Origin of the sequence: Mesobacillus sp. S13, assembly GCF_020422885.1 — a bacterium.
Taxonomy (GTDB): Bacteria; Bacillota; Bacilli; order Bacillales; family Cytobacillaceae; genus Mesobacillus; species Mesobacillus selenatarsenatis_A.
In genome coordinates this window covers 2,079,368-2,093,986 of record NZ_CP084622.1, presented here as the reverse complement: position 1 = coordinate 2,093,986, position 14,619 = coordinate 2,079,368, and the positions used below count along the sequence as shown (strand labels likewise).

Here is a 14,619-nt window from a genome sequence, read left to right as displayed (position 1 = left end):
AAAGTTACGTCTATTATATCGGATAACAATCGCAAATTAAACCCATACCCACTTTTAGTATCAAATTCTCTTGTTTGAAAATAATAAGGTTGACCATTTTTCATAAGGAGTGTTTTACAATGAAATCAATAATAACTAAAATTACAGTAGCCCTATTTATGCTCATCAGTTTCTCTGGTGCTGCAAATGCGCAGCCAGAGGTGCCTGCTGACTTTGGTGCCAAAGGCGCTTTAAAGGATAGCTCAATTACATTCGATGAAGCTTTAGTATACGCCATCCAGGACGAATACCTCGCCCAGGCTCGTTACGATGCTGTCATCGCAAAGTTCGGCAACATCCGGCCTTTCAGCAATATAAAAGCCGCAGAACAGCAGCATATCAGTGCTCTTGTTGCTCTGTTCCAAAAATACAATAAACAGATTCCCGAAGACAACGCAAAATAATACGTTACAGCACCTGATACTTTGAAAAAAGCCTTTAATGACGGAGTTCAGGCCGAGATTGACAATATTGCCATGTATGACAAGTTAAAAACAATCCCTGATCTCCCCGAGGATGCAAAAATGGTTTTTACCCAATTAGGAAATGCTTCAAAAAACCACCTAAGAGCCTTCCAAAGAGGCGCAGGGCGGAATTAAATAACATCAGTAAAACATAAAAATGCCGTTTGGACTATAAATCCAAGCGGCTTTTTCTAAAAATTCATGGCATCTTTGAAGATTTTAAATTGAATAGCAGGATTTGGGCTGCTGCTATGGTTTCTAGCACCAACCTTTTTTCAAACATAGTGCTATCCAAAACAAAATTTTGTACCTATCAAAAAGAGCAGCACCCAATCGGTACTGCCCTTGTAACTATGAAGCTTTCCTCTCAACTTCCGTTTTATAATCTTCTTTCTTGACATACTCCAGTTTAAAACCGAATAATGCAAAGATGATCGATAATATCGGAACTGTGAAATTCAGTACAGCATATGGCGCATATTCGAATGGATGGACAGACAAAGCAGAGATAATGAACACGGCACATGTATTCCATGGTACCAGTGGCGATGTCACGGTACCGCCATCCTCAATCGCACGCGATAGATTTTTCGAATGTAATCCTTTGTCATCATATGCTTTTTTATACATCCGCCCAGGTAAAAGGACCGACAAGTATTGCTCACCAGCTGCGACATTTGTTAAAAACGAGGTTGCGACCGTAGAGACAACCAGGCTGCGAGCTGTCCGGGCAAGCTTGAGTATTTTCTCTACGATTGAACTTAACATTCCAGTCTGCTCCATAACACCTGCAAAAGCCATTGCGATCAGCGCAAGAGAAACGGTATACATCATATCCTGAATACCACCTCGACTGAAAAGCTCGTCGACAGAAGCGTTCCCCGTTTCAATCGAAAAACCGTTTTGAAGTGTATTAACTGCGTCTGCAATCGCGCCGCCTTGCACCGTGAATTGAGCAATCCATCCCAGGAAGACTCCAACGATCAGGGCTGGAAGTGCTGGTACCTTAAACGCAACAAGTAAAATGACCGCGGCTGGAACTAGTAATAGCCATGGTGATATCATAAAATTTGATTGAATCACATTCATGATTTCAATGATCTCTTGATTATCGACTCCTGCATTGCTAAAATCCCTGCCAAGGTACCAGTAGACACCCAAAGCAATGAAAAAGGCGGGAATCGTCGTATAAATCATATGGCGAATATGCGCAAACAGATCCGTTCCCGTAATCCCTGCCGCCAGATTGGTCGTATCTGATAATGGTGACATTTTATCACCAAAATAAGAGCCAGAAATGATCGCTCCTGCTACCATTGGTGCCGGAATTCCCATGCTCACGCCAATGCCCATGCCAGCAACACCAATCGTCCCCATTGTAGACCATGAACTTCCAATTGCTAGAGTGATCAATGCCGTAATGATACAGATCGATACAAGGAACATGGATGGACTCATGATTTTAAGGCCATAGTAGACCATCGTTGCGACAATTCCGCCGCCAATCCACGATCCGATGATCATTCCAACAGTAATAATGATCAATATTGCTGGCAACGCCATTTTAATGCCTTTATATATACCTTCCTCGATAAAATTCCATTTAAAGCCTGCGAACCAGGCTACAAGACCCGCGACAATTGTCCCGATAATCAACGGTATATGCGGGTCTCCTTCAAATTTCACAATGGTTACTGCCATTGAAAATACCATTACTAACAACGGGATGATGGCATGTCCAAATGACACTTTTCTCTCGATACTTTTCCCCATTTTGTGTTCCTCCTTGCTGTCTCGATAACTGTCTTTACCCTTAAATCAAGACAGTTATCCAAGCAAGAATTTGGAAAATAGCAGGAATCTTTACTTTGGATAGCAAATTAATTACTTAAAAAGGAGGTTGTAACCTTGAATCCATTTGTTTTTACATGCATTGCCCCTCACGGCGGTGAGATTATTCCTGAACTGCAAGGATCCACTCCCGAGCGGATGGCTTTCACCCGAAATAGCATGGAGGAGCTTGGACTGCAAATGGCAGCTGCCAACCCTGATTGTATCGTTGTTCTAAGTCCTCACGGTACAAGGATCAATGGACGATTTTCGATAACCGATTCTGAACGTTTGGAAGGAAGTTGGAGTGAGAACGAAGCAACTTTTACGATGGAAAAAATCGTAGAACGAGAATTAGCGCGAAAAATCAATGAAGAAGCGATAAAAAATGGACAGCCATCTTCCACCATAAATTTTGGAACTGCTGCTGGTCCAATCTCTTGCTTGCCGCTGGATTGGGGTTCAATGGTCCCTCTCCGTTTCATGCCAGATGTTCCAATAGTTGTTGTGACCCCAACAAGAGACCTTTCCTTCCAAGAGCATCTTAAATTTGGTCAATCGCTACGTTCAGCAGTCGCTCAATACGAAAAAAAAGTCGGATTAATTGCAAGCTGTGACTGGGCTCATGCTCATGATGAACAAGGGCCTTATGGCTTTGATCTTGCAGCCAAAGAACTGGATGAACTAGTGGTAGAGTTGATAAAAACCAATCAACTGGAAAGAATGGCAGACTTTGAGGCTGATTTCATCGAAGCCGCTAAACCAGACGGAATCTGGCAAACCCTCATCCTGGCTGGTGCAATACCACCCGAAGAGAGGCATATCGAATTCCTATCTTATGAAGCACCAACATACTTCGGGTTAATCTGTGCAGGGGTTTAGGCAAAAAGAAAAATCTAGTCATGAACTAGATTTTCTTTTTGATGTCTTCTTTTATAGAGTCCAGCAGATTCTCAGAAAGGTCTGCAGGCAGTGTCGTTCCATCCTCTACTCTCCATGCATTTATCAATTCTAAATCAGACTTTTGAAAAGTGATGATATAATTTTCTTGCTCCACTGTCATTTCAACTGTTATATGTTCCTCACCATAGGTTTCCTCATCAATTATTAAATTTGTCACTTCATATGATTTCATAAACGAACTCCTTTACTTATTATCTCTTGTTATAATAATCCAAAAGTAAAAATTTATTCTAGTTTACATAATAATTTTACCGTATTCTCCAGTAAACAAAACGTGCCAGAAGGACTCTGGCACGTCGCTTTCCTTATTCTGTTATAGCCTTTATGGAAGATTTTAAACGACCACACTTTTTCCTGATCTGTTTACCATGGAATTCTTCTTCCCGACATAATAGAGAAATACTTCACGAGATGTCTTTTTTGGCGTGTAGTAGAATTCATTCTTCAGATTATGGTTATCTAATACAGGCCGGTATCTTAGGAAGTTTACTTGTTCTTCTCCGTATTGGGTCAGGGATAACCGCTTGAGGATAAAAAGGACTGATTTGATCAGCCAGGCTGGTATGCGGATGACAGGCTTACCAAGTATTTCTCCGATATCATCGATTGTCAGCGCTCCATCCCCTGCTACGTTAAAAATGCCGGTTTCCTTGCCTCTGATTCCTTTGATCAGACACCCTACAACATCCTGGTCCCAGATGAACACAAAAGGGCTATTTGACCCCTTAATCCCTAGAAGAACCCTTTTTTCGAAAAGGTTTGTAATCTGGTTATTCACCGTGTCTCCCAAAATCGTCCCAATCCGGAAAATAATCTGCTCAAGTTGCGGATGCTTTTCCCGGTATTCTGCCATAAGCTCTTCGACGAGCCGCTTATGGTGAGAATAGGAAAACTCCTCATTCCCCCTGATTGCATCGTCCTCTTTGATCCATTCCGGATTATCGGCATGATAACCATAGGCAGCCCCGCTTGATGTTACCACGACTCTTTTCACCTGATTTTCTGCACATGCCTTTAATATGTTTTCCGTTCCTTTGACATCCACGGAATATTCGAATTCGCGGTTGCTCTTTTTACCAGGCGTAACGATTGTCGCAAGGTGGACAACCGTATGAATTTGATTTTCTTTCATCACTTCCTGGACCAATGTAGAACGCACGTCCATTTGAATATATCTAATTCCATCTTCCTCATTAAAAGTAAATTCAGGTCTAATATCAGTCGCGAAAATGTTCCACTTCTGTCCTGCTGTTTTATTCTCTTCAATCAGCCGTTTTACAAGCTGTGTACCTAGATAACCTGCTGCACCAGTGATGAGGATATTCATACTTGTATACCTCCGTTGATCGCTGTATTTTCAGGCTCTCTTTTTGACCAGAAAGTAGCCAGTGACAATCCGGAAACAATATGCCAGATTGCCCACCATGCCGCTACGATGGCCATTCCGCCCAGGCCATCAAAGAAATTAAAGATCAGGATTAATCCCAGTCCTGAATTTTGGATGCCAACTTCGATTGCGATTGCTCTTCTGTCTTTTTCAGGAAGCCCGGCAACCCGGGAAGAAAAATAGCCCAACAGGATGGCAACAAGATTATGAAGAAAGACCACGATGGCCACCATGCCAACAAAATCAAGGAAATAGGTGAAGTTGGACGCCAGTGATGCTAATACGAACAGGATGAAAAAGATAATCGAAAACCGTTTCATCCATTTATTTGTCCTGCTCGCCCACCCTGGATATTTGTAGCCAATATACATTCCAGCTACAAGAGGTACACCCAGCATAATAAAAATCGTGACTAGCATATCAATCGGACTGATGGAAAATGAGCGCACCAACTCATTTGTTCCTGGATATAATGAGCCCCAAAATAAGGTGTTGAATGGAGTCATGAATATAGCCAAAACAGTGGAGATTGCAGACATGCTAATTGATAAAGGTGTATTTCCCTTCCCTAAATACGTTAAGAAATTTGATAGATTCCCGCCCGGGCAAGCTGCAACCAAAAACAAACCTAACGCAATACTGGGCAATGGTTTTACAATCATGACCAGCAAGAAAGTAAAAGCTGGCAGCAGGAAAAATTGAGCGATGAGCCCGATCAATACCGGTTTAGGTGTGGAGAGAGTCCTTTTAAAATCGTCCACTTTCAAATCTAGCGCTACACCGAACATAATAAATCCGATCAATATATTCATAATGGTCAGAGTGGCGGAGTTAAAGTTAAGAGTTACTTGATCGATTCCCATTTATTTCCCCTTTGGTTCCTGGTGCATGTCTTTAAAATACCTCAATCCAGGAGCCCACATATGTTTTACCGGGTCAACATCCACCTGGATAACCGAACATTTACCGGTCATCAAGGACCGCTCTATTGCCCCTTTAAGATCTTTCGGGTCGTTTACATGCTCCCCATGCGCCCCCATGCTTTCTGCAAGCATATCAAACTTGATTTCTCCTAAATCCGTATTAATACTTTCTTCATCACTTAAGGACTTTTTCAAAACCGTCTTGATTGGTTTCAAAGCGAAATGCTGGTTCATTTTCACCATTCCCCACTGCCGATCGCAGACGACGATATAAATAACCTGCAAATTGTTCCGGACCGCCGTTTCAATTTCCTGAGGGTGAAAGCCCATGGCTCCGTCACCAATTATGCAGCAGACAGGACGTTCTGGATTTGCGGCAGCAACACCGAGTGCCTGGCCGATACCTGCTCCAAGCATTCCAAATTTATAGGTAGAAAAAACAGAGCCTGGTTTGTCGATTGAATAATAGAAATTGGTCCAAATCGTTGTATTCCCGCCATCTATGACCAGGTTAGTTCCTGGAGGGAAAACCTGCTGGCTTATGACAGGGACATGCGCTGTATTCATTGGCACAGCGAAGTCCTCCAAATGCTGATCAAGCTTCTTTCTATTCTTTTCTTTTTCAGCGATATGTTTCTGGATTGAAGCTTTTCGATTCGTTGTATGAATAGATTCTTTACGCTGCTGAAGCTTTTGGTAGAATTGTGTTAGGAAAGTTTTGATGTCTGCCTGAATTGCCAGCTCTGCTGGTTTGTTGGCGCCCAATGTCCCGTGATCTATGTCGACCTGAATCATTTTTTGGCTTGAATCCCAATAAGGCGCTTTTCCCCACCAGTCTGTTTCCCCGATTCTCGAACCAAGTACCAATACGACATCTGCTTCGTTCCTGATTTTATTGTTCGTCTGCAAATAGATCATTGGCATCATAAGCGGGTTACTCTCAGACATGGCTCCTCGTGCAGCCCAGCTTGTCGTCACCATTGACTGCAAAAGTTCAGCGACCATTTCTAACTCCTCAGAAGCTCCGGAATGGATGACACCGCTGCCAGCGTGGATGACCGGAAATTCTGCATTAATCAACAGGTCACATGCAGCCTCAAGCTGATTTTCTGTTGCTCCCGGCAATTCTGTCACACGGTATTGTTTCGGTTCCCAAAAACTCAGGTCACATTTCACTTTCGTATTCAGGATATTTTCCGGTATATCGATATGGACAATGCCCGGCCTTCCCTCGTAACACTTCCTTAATGCTGTCCTCATCATTTCTGGGATACGATCAAATGATGGTACCGTTTCACTCCATTTCGCAATTTGAGAAATGACACCTGTCTGATCGAAGCATTGATAGGTTCCTCCGCGATCAGGATACATGATCCCTGTCCTTCTGGCACTCGTAATCACTAACACCCGATTCCCCTCTGCTTCTTCAACAACTAAACCAGGGAGAATATTTGCCACACCAGGACCATTGCTAGCCATGCATACTCCCAATTTCCCTGTCACCCTAGCATAGGCACCAGCCATGTGTGCAGCTGTTGTTTCATGCCTTGGAGAAATCAAATCAATATCATATTTTTGAAGAGTAGAATAGAAACCAAAATACGTCCCATCTATAATGCCAAAAACCTTCTCCACATTTTCAATGCTTAACATCTTTGCGATTACTTCTCCGCCCGTCATTTCAGCCATAAAAACCCTCCTTCATCAATTAACATACTGAATATTCAGATATTTTATTGAATAGTTTTTGATAGATTTTATCAATATCATTGCAATCTGGGACCTCTTGATTGGTGAGGATCCCATTTCCCGCTAACGCATTTTCTACAAGCAACGGTATTACACCTTCATGTGTTTGATTTATATAATCTGCTCCAGCTTCCCATATGTGAAACTGATCATTTAAATCCAAAACCATCTTAAGGGTTTCTTGTGCCGTCTCCGCCTCAGAGCCGATAGCCTCTGGGTTAAGTAGTTTTCCTAAGATTGCATATCTTTCCTGTGAAGCCTTAATTCCATACTCGATAACAAACGGAAGTAATAAGGCTACGCTCAACCCATGCGGCATATGGAATCTTGCCCCCAAAGCCCTTCCTGTTGCATGAGCAAGATTAGTAGAAGAATTCGAGAACGCAATCCCGGCAAAGCAGCTGCCAAGCAGCATTTTTTCTCGTGCCTCTAAATCACTTCCTTTATTAAAAGCAATAGGCAAAGCTTTACTAATAAGCTGAATCGCCTGTAAAGCGAAATAGTCGCTCATTTCTGTTGCCCGTGTCGATACATAGGCTTCCATTGCATGTGCTAAGGCATCCATACCAGTAAAGGCAGTATAGGATTGCGCCAGAGTCACTGTTAATTCAGGATCTAAAATCGCAATATCCGGAATTAAACCTGGATGGCCCGGATTCATTTTAGTCCCACTTTCAACGTCTGTTATAACCATTACCTTCGTTGCCTCCGAACCGGTTCCTGCAGTCGTTGGTACAGCAATAAGAGGTAACCTTTTCATTTTTTTCAAGCTATGAATCTCGTCATAATGACGATCGGGATTTACTGTAAAAACTGAAACGGCCTTTGCCAAATCAATTACACTCCCTCCGCCAATGGCAACTACACAATCAGCCTGGCTTTCCAAGCAGCGATTGACGGCCTCTTTCACATGTTCAGTCGTTGGCTCACCTTTTAATCCAGAATAAATTGTCAGTCCGAGATTTTCCTTCTCCAACAATCTTTTTAACCGTGCACTCAGATTCAGCGGCTCACTCAACACACTGGAACTAACCACAATAAACAGATGTTGGGCTCCAAGACCTGCTGCTGCATCTGCCAACTTCTCTAAACTCCCCGCTCCATGATAAATAATTCCGGGTAGGTGAAATTCCTGAATCATATCATACCCCTCTCCAGATAAAGCGCTTACAAATCCTTCATGACGAATATTTTTGTCTTTTTGTCTTAATACGAAAAACATACATATCAGGTTTGTAAAAACTGATGTAAAATTCAATCGGCTTTCCATCTGCACCTTTGATTAAACGCTCGACACAAAGAACATTAATACCTTTAGGGATCCCTAGATTTTCAGCATCCATATCTGAAATTCTTTTACAGGAAATGAACTGTTCAGCCTGATGAAGTTCAATGCCAAGCTTCTTTTCAATCAATTCATAGATAACTGCTGTCTCTAAATCATGCTTAGAAAGTTGGTGTCCAATTTCCCGGCTGTAGTAGTGGCGTTCTATTGCAATTGGATCTCCATCTGCAGTCCGAAGCCTTTCGATTGTAAAAAACTCCTTTTCCCCGATCTTATCTGCAAAGTATCTTGGCTCAGTCATCACTCCACTATTCAACAAGACCGATCCAGGTTTCATCCCCATTTTCCGCACTGTCTCTGTTAAACTATGTAAGGAGTTAAGCCACTCCTCAATGGGCCGCTTCGGTGAAATATACGTGCCTTTTCCATGTACCTTAGTCAACACCCCATCGTTAACTAAGTGTGTAATCGCCTCTCTTACTGTCGTCCTGCTCACTGAAAAGCGATTCATCAATTCCCTTTCGCTGGGGATTTTTTCTTTGTATCGGCCATCTATAATCTCCTTCCTCAGTAAGTTTTTAATTTGCACATGGTAAGGAATCGGATTCTCCATATCTATCTCAACCAATCATCATCCCTCCCTACTTGTTGCGACGTCCCTACCAGTTCAGACCAGTTCATATCTAGATGATTTACACCTCCATTATATGGACTACATTTCTATTTAACAACAAGTTTTTATAATTTTAAAAATATTCAATATATTAATATAGTTCTATTTGTTTGTTTACATAAAGATATTATTGTGTACAAAAAATATAAATCAGACATCCTGTTCCAGTAATGAATTATAGAGGCACTCATATACTAGATTAATAGTCTTATCCAAAGGAGTAATCTCATGAAAAAATGGAAGAAACGTTTGTTTATTGTCCTGCTTTCAACGGTAGGTCTGCTTGTGGTGTTGGTTTCTGGAGCGGTCATGTATGCAAACTTTTATGTGAATGATGAGGATATCATTGTTTCGGAGGAACTTTTTCCTGAAGGTGCGCCACAAAGGATCATGGCCATCTTTGCTCATCCGGATGATGAAATCATGATTGCTGGCACTTACCACAAGTTGAACAAAGAGAAAGATGTTACCTCTGTCCTCGCTACTTTTACTAGAGGTGAAGCGGGCGGAACTGGCGGACTCGTCCCTAAGGAAAAACTGGGCGAAACACGGACTAAAGAATTGGAAAAATCGGCAAAAATCCTGAATATCGACCATTTGGAAGTTTATGATTTTCCTGACAGCGGACTTGTTGATGCGGATCACGAGGAAATCAAGCAAACAATTAGAGAATTAATTATTAAGTATGAGCCAACAACCGTTATTACCTATGATGATGTAGTAGGCTTATACGGACATCCCGACCATGTAGTGATGAGCAAGTTGACAAAAGAAGTTGTGACGGAGGAAATGGCAGAAGAAGATTCTACTGTGAAGAGGCTATACTTCGCCACTCTTCCAAAGCCAATGATTGATCTCGCACTCAAGCTCTCTCCTACTTTCAAAGAGCGTTATCCACGGGAGAAAGGCTTGCCTGAACCAACAATCGCCTTCCCGATGGCTTCGGAGGCATCTGCACGCAAACAAGTACTGCTTGCACATGAAACCCAGTGGGAAACCGTAGCAAGTGTGCAGCCTTATCACGACAAAGTTCCATCCTGGGTTTATTACCGAATCTTCGACCGCGAGTATTATCATTTGGTTAAATCTCAATAAATAGAAGCACTTGAGTAATTGAAAGTACTTTTGACAAACCATCTGTGCTATTTAAGCTTGGAGTTAGCTCCAAGCTTAAGCCCGCTTATTACATTTTTAATAACAAAGATTGGCGAACAAAAAGCGTCAATCCCTTTGGACCAACGCCTTTACTTAGTTAAAAGTTAAACATCAACTTCTTCCCATCCACTATACATCTTCAAGACCTTGCATTTTACTTTTCCAGAGGGTACTGACATAATCGTTTCGTCACCAACCACTAGCCCTATCAGCTTCTTGGCAACTGGTGTGTCATAGAAAATTTTGTTTTCGTCTACATTCGATTCGCCATAACCGACAATTTCATATACTTCTTCTTCCGTAAAATCGGTGTACTCAAACGAGCATTTCACGATTGACCCAATTTCTACGATCTCGGTATTAGGCTCATCAACCCTAATCATTTCAGCTGTCTTATACAAATTCTGAATCTCCTGAATTCGTTCGACCAATACACGCTCATCCTGCTCTAATTTATGAAAATTAGGATTGGCAATCTTATCGTCTCCGCAAGCATTGAAAGCCATATTTTTATCAATCCGCACTTGTTTTAGCTCTTGTTCTAAATGTGCTATTTGCTGAAGAACAAGTTGCTCTCCTTTAGGTGTGATTTTAACAGACATATTACTCTCCCCTACATTAGGAATCCCTTTAATCATTTCTAATATACCCTGAAACTCCGCGAAAGAGTAACAATACACTCAGTTAAGTATTTAATATGAAATTAACTATACTCTTTTTTCACTTCAAACCTGCTGACTAGTTCGTAGGGGTTTGCTTTAAATGCCTCATAAGGAATGTAGTTTGCATCCATTGCGTCAAGGGCTCTGTCCCTGAATTGTTTTCTTGTAATAAGTCGCTCAATATTCTCTTTCGTTATTTTTGTAAAAAAGACTTCTGAAGTTTCTCCTTCAGCTGTCCTAGCTTCACCAGATTGATATTCACCTCTGAAGACTACACATGTAACCCCGATCGTCACGTTTTGGTAAATGCCGGTTATACCATGTAAATTCACCTTGATTCCCGTCTCTTCGAACACCTCGCGATGAATTGCCTCTTCTAATGTTTCACCCTCTTCTACCTGTCCGCCTGGCATTTCCAGTGTATCGGACCGGTGTAAATTCCTGACTAGGAGTACATCGCCATCTTTGTTTGTGATATATCCGCTAACAGACAATATATGTTTAGGATGATGATAGGAAGCAGTTGGAGACAAGAAATCTCTGTCTGTTTCTATCTGAATCTCGCCTAACTCCTTCATCGCTGACTGGTACTCTTCACTATTTTCAATTAAACTGTTGATCCTTTCATAATGCACCATGCTGCTATATTCCCAGATAACCAGAATTTCGTCTTTGATGTCATTCACCCAGCGACCAATTAATTTTGCTCCATTTTCAATATGTATTGGATAAACATGTGTATGAAAAAACTGATTGATATCACTCAATCTCTCAGACTTGATCATGTAGGTATTTCTTTTGAAAATCAATTCTATCTCCACCTTTCACTTCCTTTAATTTCCACATAAAAAGAGGAAAATCCTTCTCTTTTAAATGGGGCTAATCGGTTGCGTGAAATACTTTAGCTAATGACAAGGGATTCGACTATTCTGAAAGAATAATTAATATTGAGGTGAAAAAAATGAAGATCAAGGGGATTAACCATTTATTATTTTCTGTTTCAGATTTGGAACGATCAATTGCTTTTTACATTAATGTATTTGATGCAAAACTGTTAGTAAAAGGGAAAACTACTGCTTACTTCGATATCAATGGTATATGGCTGGCCCTGAATGTTGAGAAAGACATACCCCGTCAAGAAATACACCAATCATATACACATATAGCTTTTTCGATTGATGAAGCAGAGTTTGAATCAATGTTTAGCAGGTTGAGAGATTTAGAAGTGAATATACTTCCGGGTCGCCTTAGAGATAAAAAAGATAAAATGTCTATTTACTTTACGGACCCAGATGGGCATAAATTCGAGTTCCATACGGGGACGTTACAAGACAGAATTGACTATTACAAACAAGAAAAAGGACATATGGAGTTTTTTGATTAGGACATAATGTATCCTAAGCTCAAGCTAAATATTGTTCTACAGGATATCTTCCTATTTTGTCCAAAGCACTCCCTGAGTTCGGACAAAATTCCGGCTGCTTCCTCTGGTTTTGTCCGAAGTTGCCTTGGGTTCAGACAAAATTCCGGCTGCTTCCATGGGTTTTGTCCGAAGTTGCCTCGGGTTCGGACAAAATTCCGGCTGCTTTCTCTGGTTTTGTCCGAAGTTGCCTTGAGTTCAGACAAAATCCCAGCTGCTTCCTCCGGTTTTGTCCGAAGTTGCCTCGGGTTCGGACAAAATTCCGGCTGCTTCCATGGGTTTTGTCCGAAGTTGCATCGGATTCGGACAAAATTCCGGCTGCTTCCTCTGGTTTTGTCCGAAGTTGCCTCGGGTTTGGACAAAATTTCGGCTGCTTCCATGGGTTTTGTCCGAAGTTGCCTTGGGTTCAGACAAAATTCCGGCTGCTTCCTCTGGTTTTGTCCGAAGTTGCATCGGGTTCGGACAAAATTCCGGCTGCTTCCTCTGGTTTTGTCCGAAGTTGCCTCGGGTTCGGACAAAATTTCGGCTGCTTTCTCTGGTTTTGTCCGAAGTTGCCTCGGGTTCGGACAAAATTTCGGCTGCTTCCATGGGTTTTGTCCGAAGTTGCCTTGGGTTCAGACAAAGTTCCGGCTGCTTCCTCTGGTTTTGTCCGAAGTTGCCTTGAGTTCGGACAAAATTCCGGCTGCTTCCTCTGGTTTTGTCCGAAGTTGCCTCGGGTTCGGACAAAATTCCGGCTGCTTCCTCTGTTTTTGTCCGAAGTTGCCTCAGGTTCGGACAAAAATTCCGGCTGCTTCCTCTGATTTTGTCCGAAGTTGCCTTTGGTTCGGACATACCCACTTCACTTCAGTCTCCTCTTATATCGTCCGAAGTCACACTTGGTTCGGACAACTTTTCACGCGACTAAACTAATCTTGTTCAAAGTGGCTTCGTCAACAGATACCACAATAAACAAAGCCGCCAAAATTGGCGGCTCTAAATGTTTAACTATTATTCTGCTTAACAACTTGTCCTTCTAGTGACGCTTTCTTATCCCCGATCGACAACCAGGTGACGAATATGAGCATGATCATCGCACCCATCAGCTGGACGCTTTGGAGCATCGTATCAAACCAAATCACCGAAATGACCATGACGGTTAGAGGTTCGACACTTGATAGGATGCTTGTTTCGACAGCGGTGATATAGTTCATGCTTGCCAAGAATAGCAGGAAGGCCAGTGTGCCGAAGAAAATCAAGATCGCCATGATAAAAATCATTTTTGGCTGGGCTACAATGGTCCATTCATTGCTTGTCCAAACTCGGTTGGTTATTCCAAGGATAATACCGCCAAACAGCATGCTCCAGCCTACGATCGCCAGGACGCTCCATTCCTTCATTAAGCGAGCCGGGTAAAGGGTATAAAATGCAAATGTCAGTCCTACCGCAACTCCCCATAGCAAGGCAGTTGGACTAACCAGCAGACTGCTCATTGAACCGTTCGTCAATAAAAGGTAAAGTCCGGCCAATGTACCGGCTATGCCGAGCATCTGATAGCGCGGCGGCCACTTTTTATGATTAAAAGAAACATAGAGTACAACGAAAATCGGAGCGGAGAATTGCAGCAAGGTTGCCACTACCGCATTGCTCGTTTCGATAGCCATTGTAAAAGTGTACTGTAATCCGACCATCCCAAGAATGCTGAATACCACTAGCTGATTCCGCCAGTATGGTGTTTTCACTACTGTAAAAATATCCTCATTTTTGATTGCCAGAAATGCCAGAATGCTGCTGCCGGCTATCATCATCCGGATTGTCAGGATAAAAGGAACCGACAATTCCGTATTGGCGAGTACCCACTCCGTGATCGAACCCGTCATTCCCCAGAGCATGGCTCCGATAACAATCATCAGTATTCCCTTTAAACGTAACATCACCAGCGCTCCTATTCTTTGGATTCCGTGTAAATATAGACTACAAAACTAGCATTAAAATTATATTACCATAAAAAGCACCTATATCTATCGTTTCATTTATGGGCCACCCTAATATTACCAGAATAAACTCTTCCAGGGCTCTCTTAAAAGGGTAAT

General features: G+C 42.1%; 15 protein-coding genes. 4 read left to right on the top strand and 11 right to left on the bottom strand.

Features of this window, described 5'->3' with window-relative positions; genetic code table 11:
• Window positions 1-119: 119 nt before the first annotated feature.
• The gene (locus LGO15_RS10690) at window positions 120-443 is read left to right on the top strand and encodes a hypothetical protein (RefSeq protein ID WP_226087555.1); all 324 of its coding nucleotides are present in this window, start codon (window positions 120-122) and stop codon (window positions 441-443) included.
• Between the two features lie 411 nt (window positions 444-854).
• Here LGO15_RS10690 and nhaC read toward each other — a convergent pair whose 3' ends face one another.
• Window positions 855-2,264, bottom strand: coding sequence for a Na+/H+ antiporter NhaC (gene nhaC, locus LGO15_RS10685; protein ID WP_226087869.1), 1,410 nt, complete (start codon window positions 2,262-2,264; stop codon window positions 855-857).
• Window positions 2,265-2,411: 147 nt separating this feature from the next.
• Between nhaC and LGO15_RS10680 the strand changes: the two genes are divergently transcribed.
• A complete protein-coding gene (locus tag LGO15_RS10680) occupies window positions 2,412-3,215 on the top strand; it encodes a DODA-type extradiol aromatic ring-opening family dioxygenase (protein ID WP_167830416.1) in 804 nt (267 codons plus the stop codon).
• A gap of 25 nt (window positions 3,216-3,240) precedes the next feature.
• Here the strand turns inward: LGO15_RS10680 and LGO15_RS10675 are convergent, their stop codons facing one another.
• The 6 genes from LGO15_RS10675 to LGO15_RS10650 all read right to left on the bottom strand — a co-directional run bounded on the left by LGO15_RS10675 (window position 3,241) and on the right by LGO15_RS10650 (window position 9,268).
• Complete coding sequence (locus LGO15_RS10675; protein ID WP_167830415.1) at window positions 3,241-3,468, bottom strand: hypothetical protein; 228 nt, start codon at window positions 3,466-3,468, stop codon at window positions 3,241-3,243.
• Between the two features lie 162 nt (window positions 3,469-3,630).
• Complete coding sequence (locus LGO15_RS10670; RefSeq protein ID WP_167830414.1) at window positions 3,631-4,623, bottom strand: SDR family oxidoreductase; 993 nt, start codon at window positions 4,621-4,623, stop codon at window positions 3,631-3,633.
• Window positions 4,620-5,546: a bile acid:sodium symporter family protein gene (locus LGO15_RS10665; protein ID WP_167830413.1), complete on the bottom strand. Its 927-nt coding sequence runs from the start codon at window positions 5,544-5,546 to the stop codon at window positions 4,620-4,622. Before LGO15_RS10665 ends, LGO15_RS10670 begins: the two co-directional genes overlap by 4 nt.
• Window positions 5,547-7,295 (bottom strand): thiamine pyrophosphate-binding protein, encoded by a 1,749-nt coding sequence (locus LGO15_RS10660; RefSeq protein ID WP_167830412.1) that lies wholly within the window; start codon window positions 7,293-7,295, stop codon window positions 5,547-5,549.
• Between the two features lie 19 nt (window positions 7,296-7,314).
• Entirely contained in the window at window positions 7,315-8,613 is a 1,299-nt protein-coding gene (locus LGO15_RS10655; RefSeq protein WP_226087554.1) for an iron-containing alcohol dehydrogenase family protein, read from the bottom strand.
• Window positions 8,534-9,268, bottom strand: coding sequence for a GntR family transcriptional regulator (locus LGO15_RS10650; RefSeq protein WP_226087553.1), 735 nt, complete (start codon window positions 9,266-9,268; stop codon window positions 8,534-8,536). The genes LGO15_RS10655 and LGO15_RS10650 overlap by 80 nt, the downstream gene beginning before the upstream one ends.
• Before the next feature lie 273 nt (window positions 9,269-9,541).
• On the opposite strand from LGO15_RS10650, the gene LGO15_RS10645 reads away from it, so the two are divergent.
• Window positions 9,542-10,408 carry a PIG-L deacetylase family protein gene (locus LGO15_RS10645; protein WP_226087552.1) on the top strand — a complete coding sequence of 289 codons (867 nt, stop codon included), beginning with the start codon at window positions 9,542-9,544 and terminating at the stop codon, window positions 10,406-10,408.
• A 164-nt stretch (window positions 10,409-10,572) separates the two neighbouring features.
• On the opposite strand, the gene LGO15_RS10640 is transcribed toward LGO15_RS10645, so the two are convergent.
• Window positions 10,573-11,070, bottom strand: coding sequence for a GreA/GreB family elongation factor (locus LGO15_RS10640; RefSeq protein WP_226087551.1), 498 nt, complete (start codon window positions 11,068-11,070; stop codon window positions 10,573-10,575).
• A 101-nt stretch (window positions 11,071-11,171) separates the two neighbouring features.
• Window positions 11,172-11,939, bottom strand: a complete 768-nt coding sequence (locus LGO15_RS10635; protein WP_226087550.1) for an NUDIX hydrolase — start codon at window positions 11,937-11,939, stop codon at window positions 11,172-11,174.
• Window positions 11,940-12,091: 152 nt separating this feature from the next.
• Between LGO15_RS10635 and fosM the strand changes: the two genes are divergently transcribed.
• Window positions 12,092-12,514, top strand: a complete 423-nt coding sequence (gene fosM, locus LGO15_RS10630) for a FosM family fosfomycin resistance protein (protein WP_226087549.1) — start codon at window positions 12,092-12,094, stop codon at window positions 12,512-12,514.
• Between the two features lie 234 nt (window positions 12,515-12,748).
• Here fosM and LGO15_RS10625 read toward each other — a convergent pair whose 3' ends face one another.
• Both LGO15_RS10625 and LGO15_RS10620 read right to left on the bottom strand, forming a co-directional pair.
• Complete coding sequence (locus LGO15_RS10625) at window positions 12,749-13,138, bottom strand: hypothetical protein (RefSeq protein ID WP_226087548.1); 390 nt, start codon at window positions 13,136-13,138, stop codon at window positions 12,749-12,751.
• 392 nt (window positions 13,139-13,530) lie between these two features.
• Window positions 13,531-14,460, bottom strand: coding sequence for a DMT family transporter (locus LGO15_RS10620; RefSeq protein WP_226087547.1), 930 nt, complete (start codon window positions 14,458-14,460; stop codon window positions 13,531-13,533).
• Between the last annotated feature and the right edge of the window lie 159 nt (window positions 14,461-14,619).